Source organism: Variovorax nivicola (assembly GCF_051216475.1).
GTDB lineage: Bacteria > Pseudomonadota > Gammaproteobacteria > Burkholderiales > Burkholderiaceae_C > Variovorax.
Window position 1 is genome coordinate 165,548 of record NZ_JBPJZK010000011.1, and the last position, 18,871, is coordinate 184,418.

At 66.9% G+C, this 18,871-nt stretch carries 15 protein-coding genes; 6 read left to right on the forward strand and 9 right to left on the reverse strand.

Annotation, left to right across the window (positions count from 1 at the left end; translation table 11 throughout):
- Window positions 1–36 precede the first annotated feature (36 nt).
- The 9 genes from cydC to ACSFBF_RS31455 all read right to left on the reverse strand — a co-directional run bounded on the left by cydC (window position 37) and on the right by ACSFBF_RS31455 (window position 11,771).
- Window positions 37–1,752, reverse strand: coding sequence for a thiol reductant ABC exporter subunit CydC (gene cydC, locus ACSFBF_RS31415; RefSeq protein ID WP_435473900.1), 1,716 nt, complete (start codon window positions 1,750–1,752; stop codon window positions 37–39).
- Window positions 1,749–3,437, reverse strand: coding sequence for a thiol reductant ABC exporter subunit CydD (cydD, locus tag ACSFBF_RS31420; RefSeq protein ID WP_435473902.1), 1,689 nt, complete (start codon window positions 3,435–3,437; stop codon window positions 1,749–1,751). The genes cydC and cydD overlap by 4 nt, the downstream gene beginning before the upstream one ends.
- A 156-nt stretch (window positions 3,438–3,593) precedes the next feature.
- Window positions 3,594–4,706, reverse strand: a complete 1,113-nt coding sequence (locus ACSFBF_RS31425; protein WP_435473935.1) for an acyltransferase family protein — start codon at window positions 4,704–4,706, stop codon at window positions 3,594–3,596.
- Window positions 4,707–4,765: 59 nt separating this feature from the next.
- A complete protein-coding gene (locus ACSFBF_RS31430; RefSeq protein ID WP_093050722.1) occupies window positions 4,766–5,728 on the reverse strand; it encodes an NAD(P)H-dependent flavin oxidoreductase in 963 nt (320 codons plus the stop codon).
- A gap of 79 nt (window positions 5,729–5,807) precedes the next feature.
- Window positions 5,808–7,598, reverse strand: a complete 1,791-nt coding sequence (locus ACSFBF_RS31435) for an acyl-CoA dehydrogenase (protein WP_435473905.1) — start codon at window positions 7,596–7,598, stop codon at window positions 5,808–5,810.
- A gap of 74 nt (window positions 7,599–7,672) precedes the next feature.
- A complete protein-coding gene (locus ACSFBF_RS31440) occupies window positions 7,673–8,605 on the reverse strand; it encodes an electron transfer flavoprotein subunit alpha/FixB family protein (protein WP_435473907.1) in 933 nt (310 codons plus the stop codon).
- 2 nt (window positions 8,606–8,607) lie between these two features.
- Window positions 8,608–9,357, reverse strand: coding sequence for an electron transfer flavoprotein subunit beta/FixA family protein (locus ACSFBF_RS31445; RefSeq protein WP_435473909.1), 750 nt, complete (start codon window positions 9,355–9,357; stop codon window positions 8,608–8,610).
- Window positions 9,358–9,490: 133 nt separating this feature from the next.
- Complete coding sequence (locus ACSFBF_RS31450; protein WP_435473911.1) at window positions 9,491–10,771, reverse strand: mechanosensitive ion channel family protein; 1,281 nt, start codon at window positions 10,769–10,771, stop codon at window positions 9,491–9,493.
- Between the two features lie 46 nt (window positions 10,772–10,817).
- Window positions 10,818–11,771, reverse strand: a complete 954-nt coding sequence (locus ACSFBF_RS31455; protein WP_435473913.1) for a histone deacetylase family protein — start codon at window positions 11,769–11,771, stop codon at window positions 10,818–10,820.
- An 80-nt stretch (window positions 11,772–11,851) separates the two neighbouring features.
- On the opposite strand from ACSFBF_RS31455, the gene ACSFBF_RS31460 reads away from it, so the two are divergent.
- The 6 genes from ACSFBF_RS31460 (at window position 11,852) to ACSFBF_RS31485 (ending at window position 18,799) form a co-directional block, all read left to right on the forward strand.
- On the forward strand, window positions 11,852–12,772 hold the full coding sequence (locus ACSFBF_RS31460) for an AAA family ATPase (RefSeq protein ID WP_435473915.1): 921 nt from the start codon (window positions 11,852–11,854) through the stop codon (window positions 12,770–12,772).
- Window positions 12,769–13,746 carry a DUF58 domain-containing protein gene (locus ACSFBF_RS31465; protein WP_435473917.1) on the forward strand — a complete coding sequence of 326 codons (978 nt, stop codon included), beginning with the start codon at window positions 12,769–12,771 and terminating at the stop codon, window positions 13,744–13,746. The genes ACSFBF_RS31460 and ACSFBF_RS31465 overlap by 4 nt, the downstream gene beginning before the upstream one ends.
- A gap of 13 nt (window positions 13,747–13,759) precedes the next feature.
- Complete coding sequence (locus ACSFBF_RS31470) at window positions 13,760–15,781, forward strand: transglutaminase TgpA family protein (protein ID WP_435473919.1); 2,022 nt, start codon at window positions 13,760–13,762, stop codon at window positions 15,779–15,781.
- A 53-nt stretch (window positions 15,782–15,834) separates the two neighbouring features.
- Window positions 15,835–16,935, forward strand: a complete 1,101-nt coding sequence (gene mltB / locus ACSFBF_RS31475) for a lytic murein transglycosylase B (protein ID WP_435473921.1) — start codon at window positions 15,835–15,837, stop codon at window positions 16,933–16,935.
- Between the two features lie 5 nt (window positions 16,936–16,940).
- On the forward strand, window positions 16,941–17,561 hold the full coding sequence (locus tag ACSFBF_RS31480; RefSeq protein WP_435473923.1) for an HD domain-containing protein: 621 nt from the start codon (window positions 16,941–16,943) through the stop codon (window positions 17,559–17,561).
- Window positions 17,562–17,839: 278 nt separating this feature from the next.
- Window positions 17,840–18,799: an IS5 family transposase gene (locus ACSFBF_RS31485; RefSeq protein ID WP_435473925.1), complete on the forward strand. Its 960-nt coding sequence runs from the start codon at window positions 17,840–17,842 to the stop codon at window positions 18,797–18,799.
- Window positions 18,800–18,871: the final 72 nt, after the last annotated feature.

The window sequence follows — 18,871 nt, forward strand, 5'->3', positions numbered from 1 at the left end:
TCTTCCTTTGTGTTCCCTGTTTTTTCTTTTGCGAGTTCAGTCGGGGCGCAGGCTGCGCAGCGCGGCGTCGAAGGCTTCGCTGCCGCGCCGCAGGTCGGCGACGATGCGGCCGTGGCGCATGCACACGAGGCGGTCGGCAAGCGCGGCTTCGCGGCGCAGGTGGGTGGCGATCAGCAAGGTGCGCGAGCCAGCGTGTTGGGCGAGGCGTTGCAGCACGTCGTGTGCGGTGGCGGCGTCGAGCGCTTCGGTGGGTTCGTCGAGGAGCCAGAGGGGCACGGGGCGCAGCAGCAGGCGGGCCAGTGCGAGGCGGCGCGACTGGCCGCCGGAGAGGCCCAGGCCGCCTTCGCCGAGTCGGGTGTCGAGGCCTGTGGCCAATGCGCGCACTTCGTCTTCGAGGCCTGCGGCATGCAGCACGGCGTGCAGTTGGTCGTCGGTGGCGTTGGGCGCGGCGAGGCGGAGGTTGTCGCGCAGGCTGTCCTGGAAGAGTTCGGTGCGTTGTGTCAGCAGGCAGGCAGGCTGTGAGCTCTTGCTGCCGGACTGCGGCGTGATTTCGCCTGCGATGGCGGCGAGCAGCGTCGACTTGCCTGCGCCGCTGGCGCCGATCAATGCGACGCGCTCGCCTGCGTTCAGGGTCAATGTCACGTCGCTCAGCACTGGTGTGTGGCTGCCAGCGTGGACCACGGTGACGCGCTTCAGTTGCAATGCGAGCGTCGCATCGGACTCGTTCGCCGTCGTGGCGGGCTCGTCGGCTGCGCAAGTCATGCGCGGTGCAAGACGCCGCACCGCCAGCCACGTGCGGCCCGCATCGAGCGCACCGCGGCGCAAGGCGGCGAAGGGCTCGGTGGCAGTGAGCGCCACCAGCAGAGCCAGTGCCGCCGCCGGCGCGCCGATGACACCCTCGCCCACCAGCAGGCCGACGGCAAGCAGCACGCCGACGAGGGTCAGGGTGCCCGCGCTGCCATAGGCGAAGCCGGCTGCTGCTTCGAGCTTGTTCAGTGCCAGGTCGGCCTTGGCGAGGTGCATGTCGGCGTTCATCAAGGCCTCGCGCTGCGCGTCGATGCGGCCAGACATCACCAGATCGGTCTGGCCCGCAACAAGATCGACCGCGCGTGCGCGCAGCGCCTCGACGGCATGCGCCCGCTGTACGGCTGGCCGGCGAGCGCGCCTTGCGACGAGGAATGCGATGCCCCAGCCGACGAGCACGAGCCAGAGCATCAACGCGAAGCCCATGGCGGTATGCATGAAGCCGAGCACCACGCCGGCCAGCAATGCCGCGCCCAACGCTGCGGCGGCTGGCACGAACAGGCGGAGGTAAAGCGATTCCAGCGCATCGATGTCCGCAGTCAAACGGAACAGCAGGCGGGCCGGGCGCATCAGCAGCTCGCGCGCCGCCTCGGCCTTTGCCCAGCCGCGGAACAGGCGGACGCGCAGCGCGGCGAGCACGGCGAAGGTCGCGTCGTGGGTCACGAGCCGCTCGCCGTAGCGCGATGCCGTACGGCCGAGCGCGAGCAGGCGGATGCCGGCGGACGGCATGAACACGTCGAAGGTGAAGGCGGTGGCCGCATGCAGGCCGGCCAATGCGGTCGCGGTGATGAACCAGCCGGAGAGGCCGAGTAACGCCATTCCTGTAAGCACGGTGACTGCGGCGAGCAGGCAGCCGAGCAGAAGGGGACGTGGCTGAGCTGCGAGGAAGGGGCGCAGGACCAGGCGCAGGTTGCGCCAATTGGTGGCGTGGGGAGGTTGCGCCTTCATGCGGCCTTCTCCATCGCTTCTGCGCCGAGGTTCACCTCGCGGTCCATGCGTGCTGCCAGCACCGGGTCGTGCGTGGCGACGACGAGGGTCTTGCCGCGCGCCAGTGCTACCAGGGCGTCGGCGACGCGCTCGGCCGTTTCGGTGTCGAGGTGCGCTGTCGGTTCGTCCACCAGCAGCAGGTCGGCGTGCGGATGCACCGCGATGCGTGCGAGCGCGAGGCGCACGGCCTCTCCGCCAGACAGGCCATGGCCGCCCTCGCCTAGCGCTACACCGGGATGCGCCTGCGTCACGGCTTCGAGCGATGCGAAGCGCATGGCCTCGGCGACCTGTGGGGTGTCTACGCCCACGCGCCCCAGTGCCACGTTGGCCTGGACCGAGCCGGCGAAGACATGCGGCGCCTGGCCCATCCACGCCATGCGCTGGCGCAGTGCCGTCACCGTGTGATCGGTGAGTGCCACTCCGCCGATCGAGATCTCGCCGCGCTTCGCGGGCACCAAGCCCGCGAGCAAGGACAGCAAAGCGGTCTTGCCGGAGCCGCTGGGGCCCGTCAGCGCGATGTGCTCGCCAGCCGCGATGCGAAGTTCGTAGCCTTCGAAGACCTCTTGCTGCTCGCCGGGCCAGGAGAAATGCAGGTTGTGAATGGCGATAGCCGGCGCGCTGCCGAGAGCGCCAGTCGAGGCGCGCGTCAGCGAGGCGTTCGCACCGGGCAGCGGCAGGTCATTGCGTTGCAAGCGATCGAGCGCCTCCAGTGCCGCTTCGCCTGCAGCCCGGTCATGCCAGACCATCGACAGCTCTCGCAGCGGCTCGAAGAACGCCGGTGCCAGCAGCAGCACGAACAGCCCCTCGCCCAGGCTCAGTTGCCGCCCCCAGGCGCCGAAGCCCAGCGTGCCCAGCAGGTGGAAGCCGACGTACGCGGCCACCATCGCCACGCCCAAAGCCGAGAAAAGCTCCAGCACGGCTGAAGAGAGAAACGCGATGCGCAGCACCGCCATCGTCCGCCGGCGCAGGGATTGCGCTGCATCGCCCAGCCGCTGCGCCGTGATCTCCACCGCATCGAGCGCACGCAGTGTGGCCAGCCCGCGAAGCCGGTCGAGTAGGAAGGCGTTCATGCCGCCCATCTCCACCATCTGCGCTTCGCTTGCGGCCTTGGCGCGCCAGCCGACGATGGCCATGAAGACCGGGATGAGCGGTGCCGCGCACAGCAGCACCAGCGCGGCCACCCAGGAATAAGCGGCCACCGCGCACAGGATGAAGATCGGCACCACCGTCGCGCGCCAACGCGCAGGCTGGTAGCGCACGAGGTACGGCACCAGTGCCTCGGCCTGCTCGGCGAGCACGCTAGCGGCGAGGCCGGAAGGCGCGCGGCTGCGGTCCAGCGGCGAACCACCAGCCAGTGCCGCGGCCGTCTGCTCGCGCAGTGCCGTGAGCTGTGCGCGCGCACGGGTGAAGGTCCGGCGAGCACCCCATGCCTCGCAAGCCGCCCGCAGCAGGCCGAGCAGCAAGATCGCGCCAGCAGGCCAGATCACGGCCGCGAAACCGCGACCCGAAGCCAGCCCCTGCACCGCCATCGCCAGCAGCGCCGCCTGCGGCAGCCAGAACAGCGCCGCGGCACCCTGCACCACCCCGCCGACGTCAGGCGACGCGAAAGCCCGCAACGGCGATCGGGATGGCGAGTGCTTGGTCATTCCTTGGTTTCGTGTATTTTCAGTAATTACTGAAATCTCCACAATCATACCGAAGATGCGAGCGACTGACGAGCCCGCAGACTGCACGCTCCGGCGCTCGAGCGCAACCGGGTTCAGGAAGATTCGGCCAGTGCGCCTGCGCGGGCGCCCCTGCCCTTAATGAGAAACGACTAGCCCGGTGACCAGCAGCGCAGCAAAAAGCGTGAACACCGCGCGCCACGAGGCCGGGCGCGCTTCCACCCAGCGGTACAGCAGCGCCGCCGCGGCAACCGACAGGCCGAAGGTCGCCACGAGGCCGGCCGCGTCGAACCACGCACCATGCGGCCCGGAATTCGCAACCGCCGCATTCATGGCGAGCAGCACCGGAAAGTGAATCAGGAACAGCGAATACGACATGCGCCCCAACCGCAGCAAAGGCAGGGCCACAGCAGGCCAGTGCTTCGGCGACAGCCAGTTGCGCCGCTGCGCGATGGCGATCAGCAGCGCCGTGACCAGCGCGGTAGCGATACGGCTGCGCCAGTCGATGGCCAACGTGCCCGCCCCTACCAGCGCCAGCAACGCAATCGCGCTCTGCCAGGTGCTAGGCCGCGTGGCGCGCCCGATCCAGAACACCAGCATGCCCAGGCCGTAGGTGCCGAAGAAATAGAAGGCCGTGTCGTCCAGCCCGGCATTGCGATTGAAGAGCGCCAGCGAAGCCACGGCCAGCCCGAGCACCAGCGCCACGGGCATCCAGCGCGCCTGCCCACTCATCGGCGGCGAGCCGCTCGAGCGCTGCAGCATCGTGGGCAGACCCACCAGCGCCAGCGCCAGCGCAAACAGCTGGAAGTCGATGGCCACGTACCAGACGCCCGTCGACAGCGACTCGTAGCCCAGCAAGTCCTGCAGCAGAAGCCCGTGCGCGACCAGTTGCCCGAAGGTCGGCGATGCAGGCACCACCTCTTCATCGAGCCACGGCCGCACCACCGCCGCGACCAGCACGCACACAGTGAGCGCGGCAAGGTACGGCATGACCAGCCGCCCATAGCGCTGCAGGATGCGTGTCACCGGCCGCTCCACGCGCAGCATGCCGTCGGGCGCAAGGCTGGCGGCTGCAAGAAAGCCGGCGATGACGAGAAACACCTGCACCGCCAGCCGGCCTTCGTTGGCCAGCCACGAGAAAAGGTCAGGCGCGAGCGCGTACGCGCCAGCCGGCATCGGGCCGTAGCGAGAGAGATGGTGTCCGACGATCACCGCACAGGCGATGCCCTTCGCCGCATCGAGCAGCGGCATGCGTCCCAGCGATGACGACGGCGCGCCGTCAGCAGGCGCCGCGCCGTTCGCAATGGCGGTCAAAGCGCGAGCCGTTGCCTTGCTTCCTGGTATTCGCGCTTGAGCTTTTCGATGAAGGCCGCGGCGCTGGCCACTTCGGTCACGGCGCCAATGCCCTGGCCCGAGCCCCAGATGTCCTTCCAGGCCTTGGCCTTGCTGCCTTCGCCGCCGCCGAAGTTCATGGTCTTCACGTCGCCCTCGGGCAAGTTGGCCGGGTCCATGCCGGCCTTGACGATGCTGGGCGCGAGGTAGTTGCCGTGCACGCCGGTGAAGAGGCTCGAATAGACGATGTCGTCCGAGCTGCCGTCGACGATGGCCTGCTTGTAATCGTCGCTCGCGCGCGCTTCCTCGGTCGCGATGAAGGCCGTGCCGATGTAGGCAAAGTCGGCGCCCATGGCCTGCGCGGCAAGCACCGCACCGCCGGTGGCGATGGAGCCCGACAGCGCGATGGGGCCGTCGAACCACTGGCGAATCTCTTGCACCAGCGCAAACGGGCTCTTCACGCCCGCGTGGCCGCCGGCACCGGCCGCCACGGCGATGATGCCGTCCGCGCCCTTCTCGATGGCCTTCTGCGCGAACTTGTTGTTGATGATGTCGTGCAGCGTTACGCCGCCATAGCTGTGCACCGCATCGTTCACGTCGGTGCGCGCGCCCAGCGAGGTAATGACGATCGGCACCTTGTACTTCACGACCATTTCCATGTCGTGCTCGAGCCGGTCATTGCTCTTGTGCACGATCTGGTTGATGGCGAAGGGCGCGGCGGGCTTGTCGGGGTTGGCCTTGTTGTAGGCCGCGAGCTCTTCGGTGATCTCGATCAGCCACTCTTCGAGCTGCGCCGCGGGGCGCGCGTTGAGCGCCGGCATCGAGCCGACCACGCCTGCCTTGCATTGCGCAATCACGAGCTTGGGGTTGCTGATGATGAACAGCGGCGAGCCGATGATCGGCAGCGGCAGGTTCGCGAGTACGGGGGGCAGCTTGGACATGTCGTCTCCGGAGATGGGTTCGGTTTTATAAGAGAGAGAAGCCGCCATCGCCCGTCAGATGGGCGACAGCGGCGGTGCGTCAGAAGGCGTCGAGCGCCATCGCCGTGACGCTCTCGGCACCTTCGACGATGCTGTCGCGGATGCCCGGCACCTTGTTGAGGATGTGCTCGGCGTAGAAGCGCGCGGTGGCGATCTTGGCCAGCATGAAGTCGGTGTCGAAGCTGCGCGAGGCGAGGTCCTGCGCAATGATCAGCGAACGCGCGAGCTGCCAGCCGGCCACGAGGTTGCCCGCGAGCATCAGATAAGGCACGCTGCCCGCGAACACTGCATTGGGCGATGCCTTGGTCTGGCCTGCAACGAAATCGACCACGTCGATGAACGCCAGGCGCGCGGCCTTCAGGCGCTTGAGCACGGCTGCCGCGGCGGGGCTGTCGCTCTTGGCGAGCTCGGCTTCGGTCTTCTCGATCTGCGCGGCAATCGCCTTCGCGGTCTGGCCGCCGTCGCGTGCGGTCTTGCGACCCACGAGGTCGTTGGCCTGGATGGCGGTGGTGCCTTCGTAGATCGTCAGGATCTTGGCGTCGCGGTAGTACTGCGCCGCGCCGGTCTCCTCGATGAAGCCCATGCCGCCGTGCACCTGCACGCCGAGCGAGGCCACTTCGAGGCTCATCTCGGTGCTGTAGCCCTTGACCAGCGGCACCATGAATTCGTAAAAGGCCTGGTTCTGCTTGCGCGCATCCGCGTCGGGATGGTGGTGCGCGGCATCGTAGGCAGCCGCGGCCACGCTGGCCATCGCGCGGCAGCCTTCGGTGTAGGCCCGCATCGTCATCAGCATGCGCTTGACATCGGGGTGATGAATGATGGGCGCACTGGCGTTGATGGAGCCATCGACCGGGCGGCTCTGCACGCGGTCTTTTGCATAGGCCACGGCGTGCTGATAAGCCCGCTCGGCAATCGCGATGCCCTGCATGCCCACCGCATAGCGGGCCGAGTTCATCATGATGAACATGTACTCGAGGCCACGGTTCTCCTGGCCGACGATATAGCCCACGGCGCCGCCGTGGTCGCCGTACTGCAGCACGGCCGTGGGCGATGCCTTGATGCCCATCTTGTGCTCGATGCTCACGCAGTGCACGTCGTTGCGTTCGCCGAGCGAGCCGTCCTTGCCGACCATGAACTTCGGCACCACGAACAGGCTGATGCCCTTCACGCCCTCAGGCGCGCCGGTCACGCGGGCCAGCACGAGGTGCACGATGTTCTCGGCCATGTCGTGCTCACCGTAGGTGATGAAGATCTTGGTGCCGAACACCTTGTAGGTGCCGTCGGGCTGCGGCTCGGCGCGGCTGCGCACCATGGCGAGGTCGCTGCCGGCCTGCGGCTCGGTGAGATTCATCGTGCCTGTCCACTGGCCGCTCACGAGCTTTTCGAGGTACACCGCCTTGAGCTCGTCGGAGCCAGCCGTGAGCAGCGCCTCGATGGCACCGTCGCTCAGCAGCGGACACAGCGCGAAGCTCATGTTGGCCGAGTTGAGCATCTCGCCGCAGGCCGCACCGATGGTCTTGGGCAGGCCCTGGCCGCCGAAGTCCGCCGGATGCTGCAGACCCTGCCAGCCGCCCGACACGTACTGCGCGAAGGCTTCCTTGAAGCCCGGCGTAGTGGTGACCGCGCCGTCCTTGAACGACGAGGGGTTGCGGTCGCCCGCCACGTTCAACGGCGCGACCACGTCCTGGTTGAAACGCGCGCATTCCTCGAGCACGGCTTGCGCGGTTTCGAGGCCGGCGTCTTCGAAGCCCGGCAGCTTCGCGATCTCGCCGATGTTGGCCAGGTGCTCGATGTCGAACAGCATGTCCTTGATGGGGGCGGTGTAGCTCATGTCTTGTCTCCAGATACAGCGGATACGAAAAGGGCATCGCGAACGATGCCCTCTGGCTCAGTGCAGCAATGCGATCAGAGCGCCTTCACGAGTTCCGGCACGGCCGTGAACAGGTCGGCCACGAGGCCGTAGTCGGCCACCGAGAAGATCGGGGCTTCTTCGTCCTTGTTGATCGCCACGATCACCTTGGAGTCCTTCATGCCGGCCAGATGCTGGATCGCGCCCGAAATGCCTGCTGCAATGTACAGCTGCGGTGCGACGATCTTGCCCGTCTGGCCCACTTGCCAGTCGTTCGGAGCGTAGCCCGCGTCGACGGCTGCGCGGCTGGCGCCCAGGCCCGCGTTGAGCTTGTCGGCCAGCGGGGCCATCACTTCGGTGAACTTCTCGGCGCTGCCCAGGGCACGGCCGCCCGAGACGATGATCTTGGCGGCCGTCAGTTCGGGGCGTTCGCTCTTCGTGACTTCACGGCCCACGAAGCTGCTCTTGCCGCTGTCTGCGACGCCTTCGGCCGTTTCAACCGCTGCGCTGCCACCGGTGGCGGCTGCGGCATCGAAGCCGGTCGTGCGCACCGTGATCACCTTGATCGGGTCCGCGCTCTGCACGGTGGCAATGGCGTTGCCGGCATAGATCGGGCGCTCGAAGGTGTCGGGGCTGTCGACCTTGGTGATGTCGCTGATCTGGGCCACATCGAGCTTGGCGGCCACGCGCGGGGCCACGTTCTTGCCGTTGGCGGTCGAGGGGAACAGGATGTGGCTGTAGTTGGATGCAATCGCCAGCACCTGGGCGGCGACGTTCTCGGCCAGGTTTTCAGCGAGGCTGGGGCTGTCGGCCACGATGACCTTGGCAACGCCCACGATCTGGGCGGCGGCCTTGCCGGCTTCGGCGGCATTGGCACCGGCCACGAGGATGTGGACATCACCACCGCAGGCGATGGCTGCGGTCACGGTGTTCAGGGTCGCGGGCTTGACGGTCGCGTGGTCGTGTTCGGCAATAACAAGTGCGGTCATGTTCAGATCACCTTCGCTTCGTTCTTCAGTTTGTCCACCAGCGTTGCAACGTCGGGCACCTTGATGCCCGCGCCGCGCTTGGGCGGCTCGCTGACCTTCAGGGTCTTCAGGCGGGGCTTGACGTCCACGCCCAGGTCTTCGGGCTTGAAGATGTCCAGCTGCTTCTTCTTGGCCTTCATGATGTTGGGCAGCGTGACGTAGCGCGGCTCGTTCAGGCGCAGGTCGGTCGTGATGACGGCCGGCAGGCTCAGGGAGATGGTTTCCAGGCCGCCGTCGACTTCGCGGGTGACGGTGGCTTTGTCGCCAGCGACTTCGACCTTGGAGGCGAAGGTGGCTTGGGGAAGATCGGCCAGCGCAGCCAGCATCTGGCCGGTCTGGTTGGCGTCGTCGTCGATGGCTTGCTTGCCCAGGATGATGAGCGACGGCTGCTCCTTGTCGACCAGCGCCTTGAGCAGCTTGGCGACGGCCAGGGGCTGCAGTTCTTCGGTGGTTTCTACGAGGATGCCGCGATCGGCGCCGATGGCCATGGCGGTGCGCAGGGTTTCCTGGCACTTGGCATCGCCGCAGGAGACGGCGATGACTTCGGTCACAACGCCCTTTTCCTTCAGGCGAACGGCTTCTTCAACGGCGATCTCGTCGAAGGGGTTCATGCTCATCTTGACGTTGGCAATGTCCACTCCGGTGCCGTCGCTCTTCACGCGCACTTTCACGTTGTAGTCGACGACCCGTTTGACAGGTACAAGAACCTTCATTGACTTGACTCCATTGGATTGCAAAAAGGGGGCTTCGAGGGCAACCGGTCATTTTAGGACGCGACCTTTGTGGCCTCTCCATTCTTCTCATCGGCACAGGTGCCAAAAAAAGAACGATCGTGCTTTTCCGTGATTATAAAACAGCGTTGGGCGCCTGGGCGAGTCCATCCGGTAAAGACTCCACGCGCAGTACGCGCTGCGGATAGGGAATGTCGATGCCCGCGCCGCGCAGCCCGTCGAGGATGGCGATGTTGATGGCCGAGCGCAGGTTGTCCTTGCCCTTGTCGGGGTCGGCCACCCAGAAATTCAGCGTGAACTCCAGGCCGTCGGGCGCGAAGTTCATGAGGAAGGCCACGGGCTCCGGGTCGGTCATCACGCGCGGCTGGGCCTTGGCTGCATCGCACAGGATGGTCTGCACCTGCGCCACGTTGCTCTCGTAGCCAACCACGATGGTGGTCGCGATGTTGAACTTGCGGTCGGCCAGCGACAGGTTTTCCACCCGGCTGGTGATCAGCGATTCGTTCGGCACGATGGCCTCGCGCCCGTTGCCCGCGCGGATGAGCGTGTAGCGGGTCTTGATGTCGGTGATGCGGCCCTCGAAGGTGTCGACCTTCACGTTGTCGCCGATGCGGATCGAGCGTTCGAGCAGGATCACGAAACCGCTCACGTAATTGGCCGCCAGCTTCTGCAGCCCGAAACCAAGGCCCACGCCGAGCGCGCCGCCGAGCACGGATAGCGCCGTGAGGTCGACCCCCACCGCCGACAGCGCGAACAGCAGGCCGACCAGCAGCAGGAAGGCGCGCACCGCGTTCGATGCCACCTTGCGCATCGACAGGTCGGTGACGGCTTCGCGCAGGATGCGTTTTTCGATGGTGCTCGAGATCCACAGCGAGATCACCAGCACCAGGCCCGCCGACAGCACGCCCTGGAAGATCGTCTGCAGGCTCACGCGCGTCTTGCCGAAGGCCAGTGTGATCTGGTCGAGTTCGGCCAGCACCGGTGGCAGCAGCCCGACGATCCAGAGCACCGCCGCGATCCAGGCCAGCCAGGAAATCGTGCGCTCGATCAATCGCACGACGTTGGACGCTGGAAACACCGCCCGCAGCACCCGCGCGAAAAGCCGGATGACCGCCAGCGACAGGAACACCGGCACCGCGATGCGCAGCACCAGCACGGTCTGAAAATCGATCACCACGCGCCGGGCAAGATCGGTGAGCACCAGCGCCAGCAGCGGGAACAGCAGCCCGTCGAAGGTGCTTTCGCCGAACCAGATCGAGTCCTTGGGCTGGTCGCGGCCGAACCATTTGCTGACGGCCCAGGCCAGCGCCACGCAGGCCACCAGCGCAACCAGTTCGACGCCGATGCCGCGCGCATCGACCTGGGCGAGGCGTTGGGTGAAATCGTTGAAATTCATCTATTGAAAGGAAACGGAAGCGTGGGCGCCATTCGCGCCGGCTGCGTTACAGGTCCGCGAGAACGCGGATGTGGGCTTCCACGCTGCGCGCCAGCGCATCGAGGTTGTAGCCGCCTTCGAGCATCGAGACGATACGGCCCTTCGCATGGCGCCTGGCAACATCCTGTATGCGGCCCGTGATCCAGGCGAAGTCGTTCTCGGTAAGGCCAAGCTGACCCAGGTCGTCCTCGCGGTGGGCGTCGAAGCCGGCGCTGATGAAGACCATCTGCGGCTTGAATTCTTCGAGCCGTGGCATCCAGATCGCCTCGATCAGCTCGCGCACGTCCATGCCCCGGGTATAGGCCGGGATCGGCAGGTTCAGCATGTTCGACGCCGGGTGCACCGTGCCGCTGTACGGGTAGAACGGATGCTGGAAAAAGCCGACCATCAGCACGTTCGGGTCGTTCGAGAGGATGTTCTCAGTGCCGTTGCCGTGGTGCACGTCGAAGTCGACGATGGCCACGCGCTCCAGGCCGTGCACGTCGATGGCGTGCCGCGCGGCAATGGCGATGTTGTTGAAGAAGCAGAAGCCCATCGCCTGCTCCCGGCAGGCATGGTGGCCGGGCGGGCGCACCGAGCAGAAGGCGTTTTCAAGGTCGCCGGCAATCACCGCGTCGGTCGCGGCAATCGCGGCGCCGGCGGCGCGGCGCGCGGCCAGCAGGGTGAAGCGGGTGAGCATCGTGTCGGGGTCGACCTGCGCATGGTCGGGGCCGCCGGCGGGCTCGTCAGCCACCAGGCGCTGATGCAGTTCCTCGAGGTACTCGACGTGCTCCGTGCTATGCGCCCGGGTGAGCTGCTCCAGGGTGGCCAGCGGCACCTCGCAGTGCTCCAGTGCGTCGCCCACGCCGGTGAGCAGCAGGCGGTCTTCAATGGCATCCAACCGACCGGGGCACTCGGGATGCCCCCCGCCCATGTCGTGCTTCCAGAAGTCGCGATGTGTGAAGTAGCCTGTCTTGCCCATGTGTCTCTGTCGCCACGTCTAGACCTCACGCGGCATGGGGCCGGCAGGTCTTACGGTATCGTTTGCATATGGATACAAATATGGACGTTGCTGCAAAGCTAGCCACTTTGTTAACTCAGCTTAACACGGTGATCGTGGGCAAAGAGGCCCAAGTGCGCGACTGCGTTGCCTGTCTGCTGGCAGGCGGGCACCTGCTGATCGAGGACGTGCCCGGGGTCGGCAAGACCACCCTCGCCCACGCGCTGTCGCACACCTTCGGACTGCAGTTCTCCCGGGTGCAGTTCACCGCCGACCTGATGCCGGGCGACCTGTCGGGCGTGGCGATCTACGACCGAGGCCAGCAGGCCTTCGTTTTCCACCCCGGGCCGATCTTCGCGCAGGTGCTGCTGGCCGACGAAATCAACCGCGCCAGCCCCAAGACCCAGAGCGCGCTACTCGAGGCAATGGAAGAAAAGCAGGTCACCGTCGAAGGCGAGACCCGTCCCCTGCCCACGCCCTTCTTCGTGATCGCCACGCAGAACCCGCAGGACCAGCTCGGCACCTTCGCCCTGCCCGAGTCGCAGCTCGACCGTTTCCTGATGCGCATCTCGCTCGGCTACCCCGACCGCGCCGCCGAGCGCCAACTGCTCTCGGGCGTCGACCGCCGCGAGATGCTGGCCTCCCTGCCCGCGATGCTGACCGCCGGCGAGCTGACCGCCCTGCAGCAGCGCGTGCAGCAGGTGCATGCGGCCGAAGCGCTGCTCAACTACGTGCAGGACCTGATCGCGGCCACGCGCTCGGGCCGCTGGTTTTTGCAAGGCCTGTCGCCACGCGCCGGCATCGCGGTGCTGCGTGCGGCCAAGGCGCAGGCGCTGCTGGCCAACCGCAACTACGTCGCGCCCGACGACGTGCAGGCCGTGCTGCCGCAGACGATCGCGCACCGCCTCACGCCGGTTGGCGACGCAGGCCGCGGCGCCGTCGAGCAGGTGCGCGCCATGATCGCCGCAGTGCCGCTGCCGTGAGCCCTGCAGGCGCCCTCCGCTCGCGCATCGACGGCTGGTTCCTGTCGCGCCGTCCGCCGTCGGACACGCTGGAACTCACGCAGCGCAATGTCTACATCGTGCCCACGCGGGCCGGGTGGACGCTGGCCGCGACGCTGTTGGTGCTGCTGATCGCCTCGATCAACTACCAGCTCAACCTGGGCTACCTGCTGACCTTTTTGCTCGCCGGCAGTGTGGCCGTGGGCATGCACGTGTGCCACGGCACGCTGCGCGGACTGGCGATGCACATGGTGGCGCCCGACGCGCACTATGCGGGCGCCGCCGCCGTCTTCCGCGTGGTGCTGCACAACACCCGCCGCAGCGTGCGCTACGGCATCGGCATGGCCGTTCGCGGCAGCGGGCAATGGGCCTGGACCGATGTGCCGGCCGAGGGCACGTCGACCGTCGAGATCGCGTTCAAGCCCGAGCGGCGCGGGCTGCATCCGGTGCCGCCGCTGACGGCGGAAACGCGCTTCCCTCTCGGCACCTTCCGCGTGTGGACGGTCTGGCGGCCCGCCGCGCAGATGCTGGTCTACCCGACGCCCGAAGCGCATCCGCCGCCGCTCCCGCCGGGCGAGCCCCTGTCGGGGCCGGCAGCCGTGTCCGCCGCGCTGCGGGCGCACAACGCCGGCGAATACGACGGCGTGCGCGCTTACCGGCGCGGCGATCCGCTGAAGCTCGTGGTCTGGAAGAAGGCCGCGCGGGCGCAGGCAGCCGGGTCGGAAGACCTCGTCAGCCGCGACACGCAGCAGACGCAACGCGAAGAACTCTGGCTCGATGCGCAGGCCACCGGCCTCGCGGACACCGAGGCCCGCATCTCGCGCCTGTGCGCCTGGGTGCTGATGGCAGACCGGCTGGGCGTGGACTATGGCGTGCGGGTGGCGGGCCGGGTCGTGAAGCCCTCTCAGGGCGAGGCGCACAAGCGCGCCTGCCTGGAGGCATTGGCCCTGTGCTGAACGAGACCGTCGAATGAACAGAGTTGCACGCGAACTCGCCTCGCTTCCCCGCGACGCGAGGGACACCCTTTTCCTTCTCTGCGTCATCGGCCTGATCCTCTTGCCGCAGGTCGAGAACCTGCCCTGGTGGTGCACGGCCATCACGGCAATGGTGCTGCTCTGGCGCGCCTCGCTGGCCGTGCAGGCGCGCCCCCTTCCCAGCAAGTGGTGGCGCCTTGCGCTGCTGATGCTGACGATCGGCGCCACCTACGCCACCCACCACACGCTGCTGGGCCGGGATGCGGGCGTCACGCTGATCGTCAGCCTGCTTGCGCTCAAGACGCTGGAGCTGCGCGCGCGGCGAGACGCCTTCGTCGTCTTCTTCCTGGGCTTCTTCACGATGCTCACGAACTTCTTCTATTCGCAGTCGCTGCTGACTGCCTTCACGATGCTGCTGGCGCTGCTGGGCCTGCTGACGGCGCTGGTCAACGCGCACATGCCCGTGGGCCGGCCACCGCTGATGCAGGCCGCGCGCACAGCCGGCTGGATGGCGCTGGCGGGCGCACCGATCATGCTCGCGCTGTTCCTGCTGTTCCCGCGCTTCGCACCGCTGTGGGGCACGCCCAGCGATGCCATGGCGGGCCGCAGCGGCCTGTCGAACAGCATGCGCGTGGGCACCATCGCCGAACTGGCGCTCGACGACAGGATTGCCGCGCGCGTCAAGTTCGATGGCAACCGGGCGCCGCCGCAAAGCCAGCTGTACTTCCGCGGGCCGGTGCTGGCGCAGTTCGACGGCCGGGAATGGACCGCGCTCCCGTCATGGGCGCGTGGCGCGCAATGGTCGGCCAACCTGCGCGTGAGTGGCGAGCCCGTGCGTTATGAAGTCACGCTCGAAGCCAACAACCGCCCCTGGCTGCTGACCCTCGACGCCTCGCAGCGCCCTCCCGAGGCGGCCGGCTTCGAAGTCACCGGCACGCCCGACCTGCAATGGTTCGCGAACCGCCCCGTCACCGATCTGGTGCGCTACCGCGCCGAGAGCTACACGCAGTTCCAGAGCGGCCCGGTGAAGCGCACGGGCGGCCAGCTCCAGGCCTACCTGGCTCTGCCGCCCGGCACCAACCCGCGCACCGCCGCCCTCGCCGCCGAGATGCGCGCAGACCCCGCACTGGCCAACGCCGACACGCAGGCTTTCGTGCAGGCCGCCTTGCGGCGCCTGCGCACCGGCGGCTACACCTACACGCTGGAGCCGGGCGTCTACGGCGACGACACCGCCGACGAGTTCTGGTTCGATCGCAAAGAAGGCTTCTGCGAGCACATTGCCTCGGCCTTCGTGGTGCTGATGCGCAACCTCGGCATTCCGGCACGCATCGTGACGGGCTATCAGGGCGGCGAACTCAACGGCGTCGACAACTACTGGATCATTCGCCAGAGTGATGCCCACGCCTGGGCCGAGATCTGGCAGGAAGGCACCGGCTGGACGCGCGTGGACCCGACAGGCTCCGTCGCCCCGGGGCGCATCGGCCAGACACAACGGCTCGTGCCGCAACCGGGCCTGTTCGCAGGTGCAATCGGCTCGATGAGCCCCACGCTCGCGCAGAACATCCGCGCCGCATGGGAGGCCGTGAACAACGGCTGGAACCAGTGGGTGCTCAACTACACGCAGAGCCGCCAGCTCAACCTGCTGAAGAATATCGGCTTCGAAGCGCCGAGCCTTGAAGACCTGGCCTACGTGCTGCTCTACCTGCTGGTCGGTGCCAGCCTGGCTGGCGCCGCATGGACGCTGTGGGAGCGCAGCCGGCACGACCCATGGCTGCGCCTGCTGGGCCAGGCGCGCGCGCGGCTCGCCAAGGCCGGCCTGCAGCTGCCCGACACCGCCCCGCCCCGCCAGATGGCGCAGGCCGCCGACGCGCGCTTCGGCCCCGCCGCGCAGGCCGTGCGCGACTGGCTGCTGAAGCTCGAAGCGCAGCGTTACGCGCCGGCCACGCCGGACTCGCTCTCCACCCTGCGCTCGGAGTTCCGCCACCTCGCCTGGCCCAGCGCCAACGCACGCGGCTGAAACCACATGTGTCCCTGAAGAGGCGCGGCGCGGGCGGACGGCACAATCGGCCGATGCGATTTTTTCTCCCCACGCCTTCGCGCGCCGCTGCGGCAGCCGCTCTTCTCGCTGCATGCTGCGCCTGGTCCACGGGGGCAATAGCCCAGAAGTCCTCCAACGGCCGCAGCCCAACGGCCAGCCCGGTGCGCGGCAGCACGCCCTACGCCACGCGCGACGATGCAATGAAATTCGCCGACGACGTGGCCGAGCGCCGGGGCCTCGACCGCGACTGGGTGCGCGCCACCATTGGCAGTGCACGCTTCCTGCCCAACGTGCCACGGCTGATGCTGCCGGGCCCGGTCGGCACCGTGAAGAACTGGCAAACGTACCGCAGCCGCTTCATCGACCCGGTGCGCATCGCGGCCGGCGTGCGCTTCTGGCGCGCCAACGCCGACACGCTAGCCCGTGCCGAGCAGGTGTACGGCGTGCCGCCGGAGATCATCGTCGGCATCATCGGCGTGGAAACCATCTACGGCCGCAACATGGGCAACTTTCGCGTGATCGACGCGCTGGCCACGCTCTCCTTCGACTTTCCCGACGGCCATCCGCGCGCGGCCGAGCGCCAGGCCTTCTTTCGCGGCGAACTCGAAAGCTTCCTGAGTACCGAAAGCCGCACTGCCGACGATCCGCTCACGCCTGTGGGCAGCTATGCGGGCGCAATGGGCATGCCGCAGTTCATGCCCAGCAGCATGGCCAAGTACGCGGTCGACTTCGACGGCGACAGCCGCATCGACCTCGTCAACAACCCGGCCGACGTGATCGGCTCGGTCGCCAACTACTTCAAGTCCTTCGGCTGGACGCCCGGCATGCCGGCCATCTACCCCGTGCATTTCGAGGAAGCGCGGCTGCAGAAGGCGCTGCTGCTGGCGCCCGACATCCTGCCGACCTTCAGCGCCGACAGCTTCGTGGCCGCCGGTGCGGTGCCCGAGGGCGAAGGCATCAAGCACAAAGGCCTGCTCGCATTGATCGAGCTGCAGAACGGCGCCGACGCCCCACCGACCTACGTGGCCGGCACGCGCAACTTCTACGTGATCACGCGCTACAACTGGAGCAGCTACTACGCCATGTCCGTGCTCGACCTCGGGGAAGAGGTCAAGGCGGCGATGGAGCAATAGGCACCATGACCCCCGAGGCACTGCACGCGAACTGGAACGAGGCTTGGCGTGCCCTGGGCGTCAGGTCGCCCGGCGATGCGCTGTGCGCCGAGCTGCAACGCCGTTACAACGAGCCACAGCGCCACTACCACACGATGCAGCACCTGGGCGAATGCCTCGCGTGGTTCGAGCGCGAGAAGACATCGGCCGAGCGCCCCGGCGAAGTGGCGCTTGCGCTGTGGTTCCACGACGCGATCTACGACGTGCACGCCCACGACAACGAAGCTCGCAGCGCCGACTGGGCGCGCCAGGCCCTGCTGGAAGCTGGTGCGGATGCAGTGGCAGCCGAGCGGGTTCACGCGCTCGTGATGGCCACGCGCCACGACGCAGTGCCCGAAGGCCGCGATGCCGAGCTGCTGATCGACATCGACCTATCGATCCTCGGCGCCGAACGCACGCGCTTCGACGAATACGAGCGCCAGGTGCATGCCGAATACGCCTTCGTGCCGGATGAAATTCGATTGCCGCGCCGCCGCGTGATCCTTCAGCGTTTTCTCGACCGCCAGGCCATATACGCCACGCCGCAAATGCACGCGCAGCTCGAAGCGCGCGCACGCGCCAACCTGCAGCGCTCCATCACCGGCTAGCTGACGCTACCCGTCAGGAGCAACTACAAGCCGCTCTCACGATGGCTATTTCAGCGCACATTCGTGATGGTCGCCAAGCCTCGATGTCCTAGCCGCAGCCTCAGTTCGCACACCGGCTTGAAGCGCGCTTAGTTGTTTGTTCAGAAGCCCATTCATCTGCCCCTCCAAGCCCATTGAACGCGACAGAGGGAACAGCCTGTCGACGTTAGGGAACATCTGATCAAGTCCACGGATGGCCGCTCTGAACGTTGATCACGCATGCTGAAGGAGCGCCAACGATGAGCCAGATCAGTTTTTCGGATGCCGAGCATGCAGGCAAGAGGAAGAAGACACGTCGGGAAGTCTTCCTTGCCGAGATGGAACTGGTAGTGCCTTGGAAAGCACTGCTCAAAGTCATAGAACCACACTACGCGGTGGCAGGGCGCGGACGGCGGCCGTATCCACTCGAAGCGATGCTTCGCGTGCACTTGATGCAGAACTGGTTCGCGCTGAGCGACCCGGCGATGGAAGAGGCCCTGTATGAGATCGCCTCGCTGCGCACGTTCGCCGGACTCGGTCTGGAGGCGGTCCCCGACGAGACGACCATCCTGAACTTCCGCCACCTGCTGGAGGCCAACGATCTTGCCGAGGACATCTTCAAGCAGGTCAACGTCCACTTGGCCAAGAAGGGGCTGCTTCTGAAGAGAGGCTCCATCGTGGACGCCACCATCATCGCGGCGCCCAGTTCCACCAAGAACGAGAGCGGCGAGCGAGACCCTGAGATGCACCAGACGAAGAAGGGCAACCAGTGGCACTTCGGGATGAAGGCACACATCGGTGTGGATGCAGACTCGGGGCTGGTTCACACGGTGACGACCACCGGGGCCAACGAGGCCGACGTGGAACAGGTGAGCGACCTGCTTCACGGCAAAGAGGACGCGGTATGGGCAGACTCGGGCTATCGGGGAGCGCAGAGCCGAGTGAAGCGGGATGTGCAATGGCACATTGCGGGCCGACCCAGCGACATGGCGAAGATGCAAGAGGGCCGCGCCAAGGCCAGGGCGCGCAAGCTGGAGCATCAGAAGGCGAGCATCCGGGCAAAGGTGGAGCATTCGTTCCGGGTGATCAAGCGGCAGTTCGGCCTGGCGAAGGTGAGGTTCAAGGGACTGGTCAAGAACACGGCGCATGTGATCACGCTGTTTGCGTTGTCGAACCGTAATAGTCCGCTCGAGGCCGTTGTTGACGGCTGGATGGTTTAGGGCGTGATGTCGGTGACGTTCTGAAGCAGAGCGAACGCCACGCGCCATGCGCGGCCATCGCAGTGAACGGTG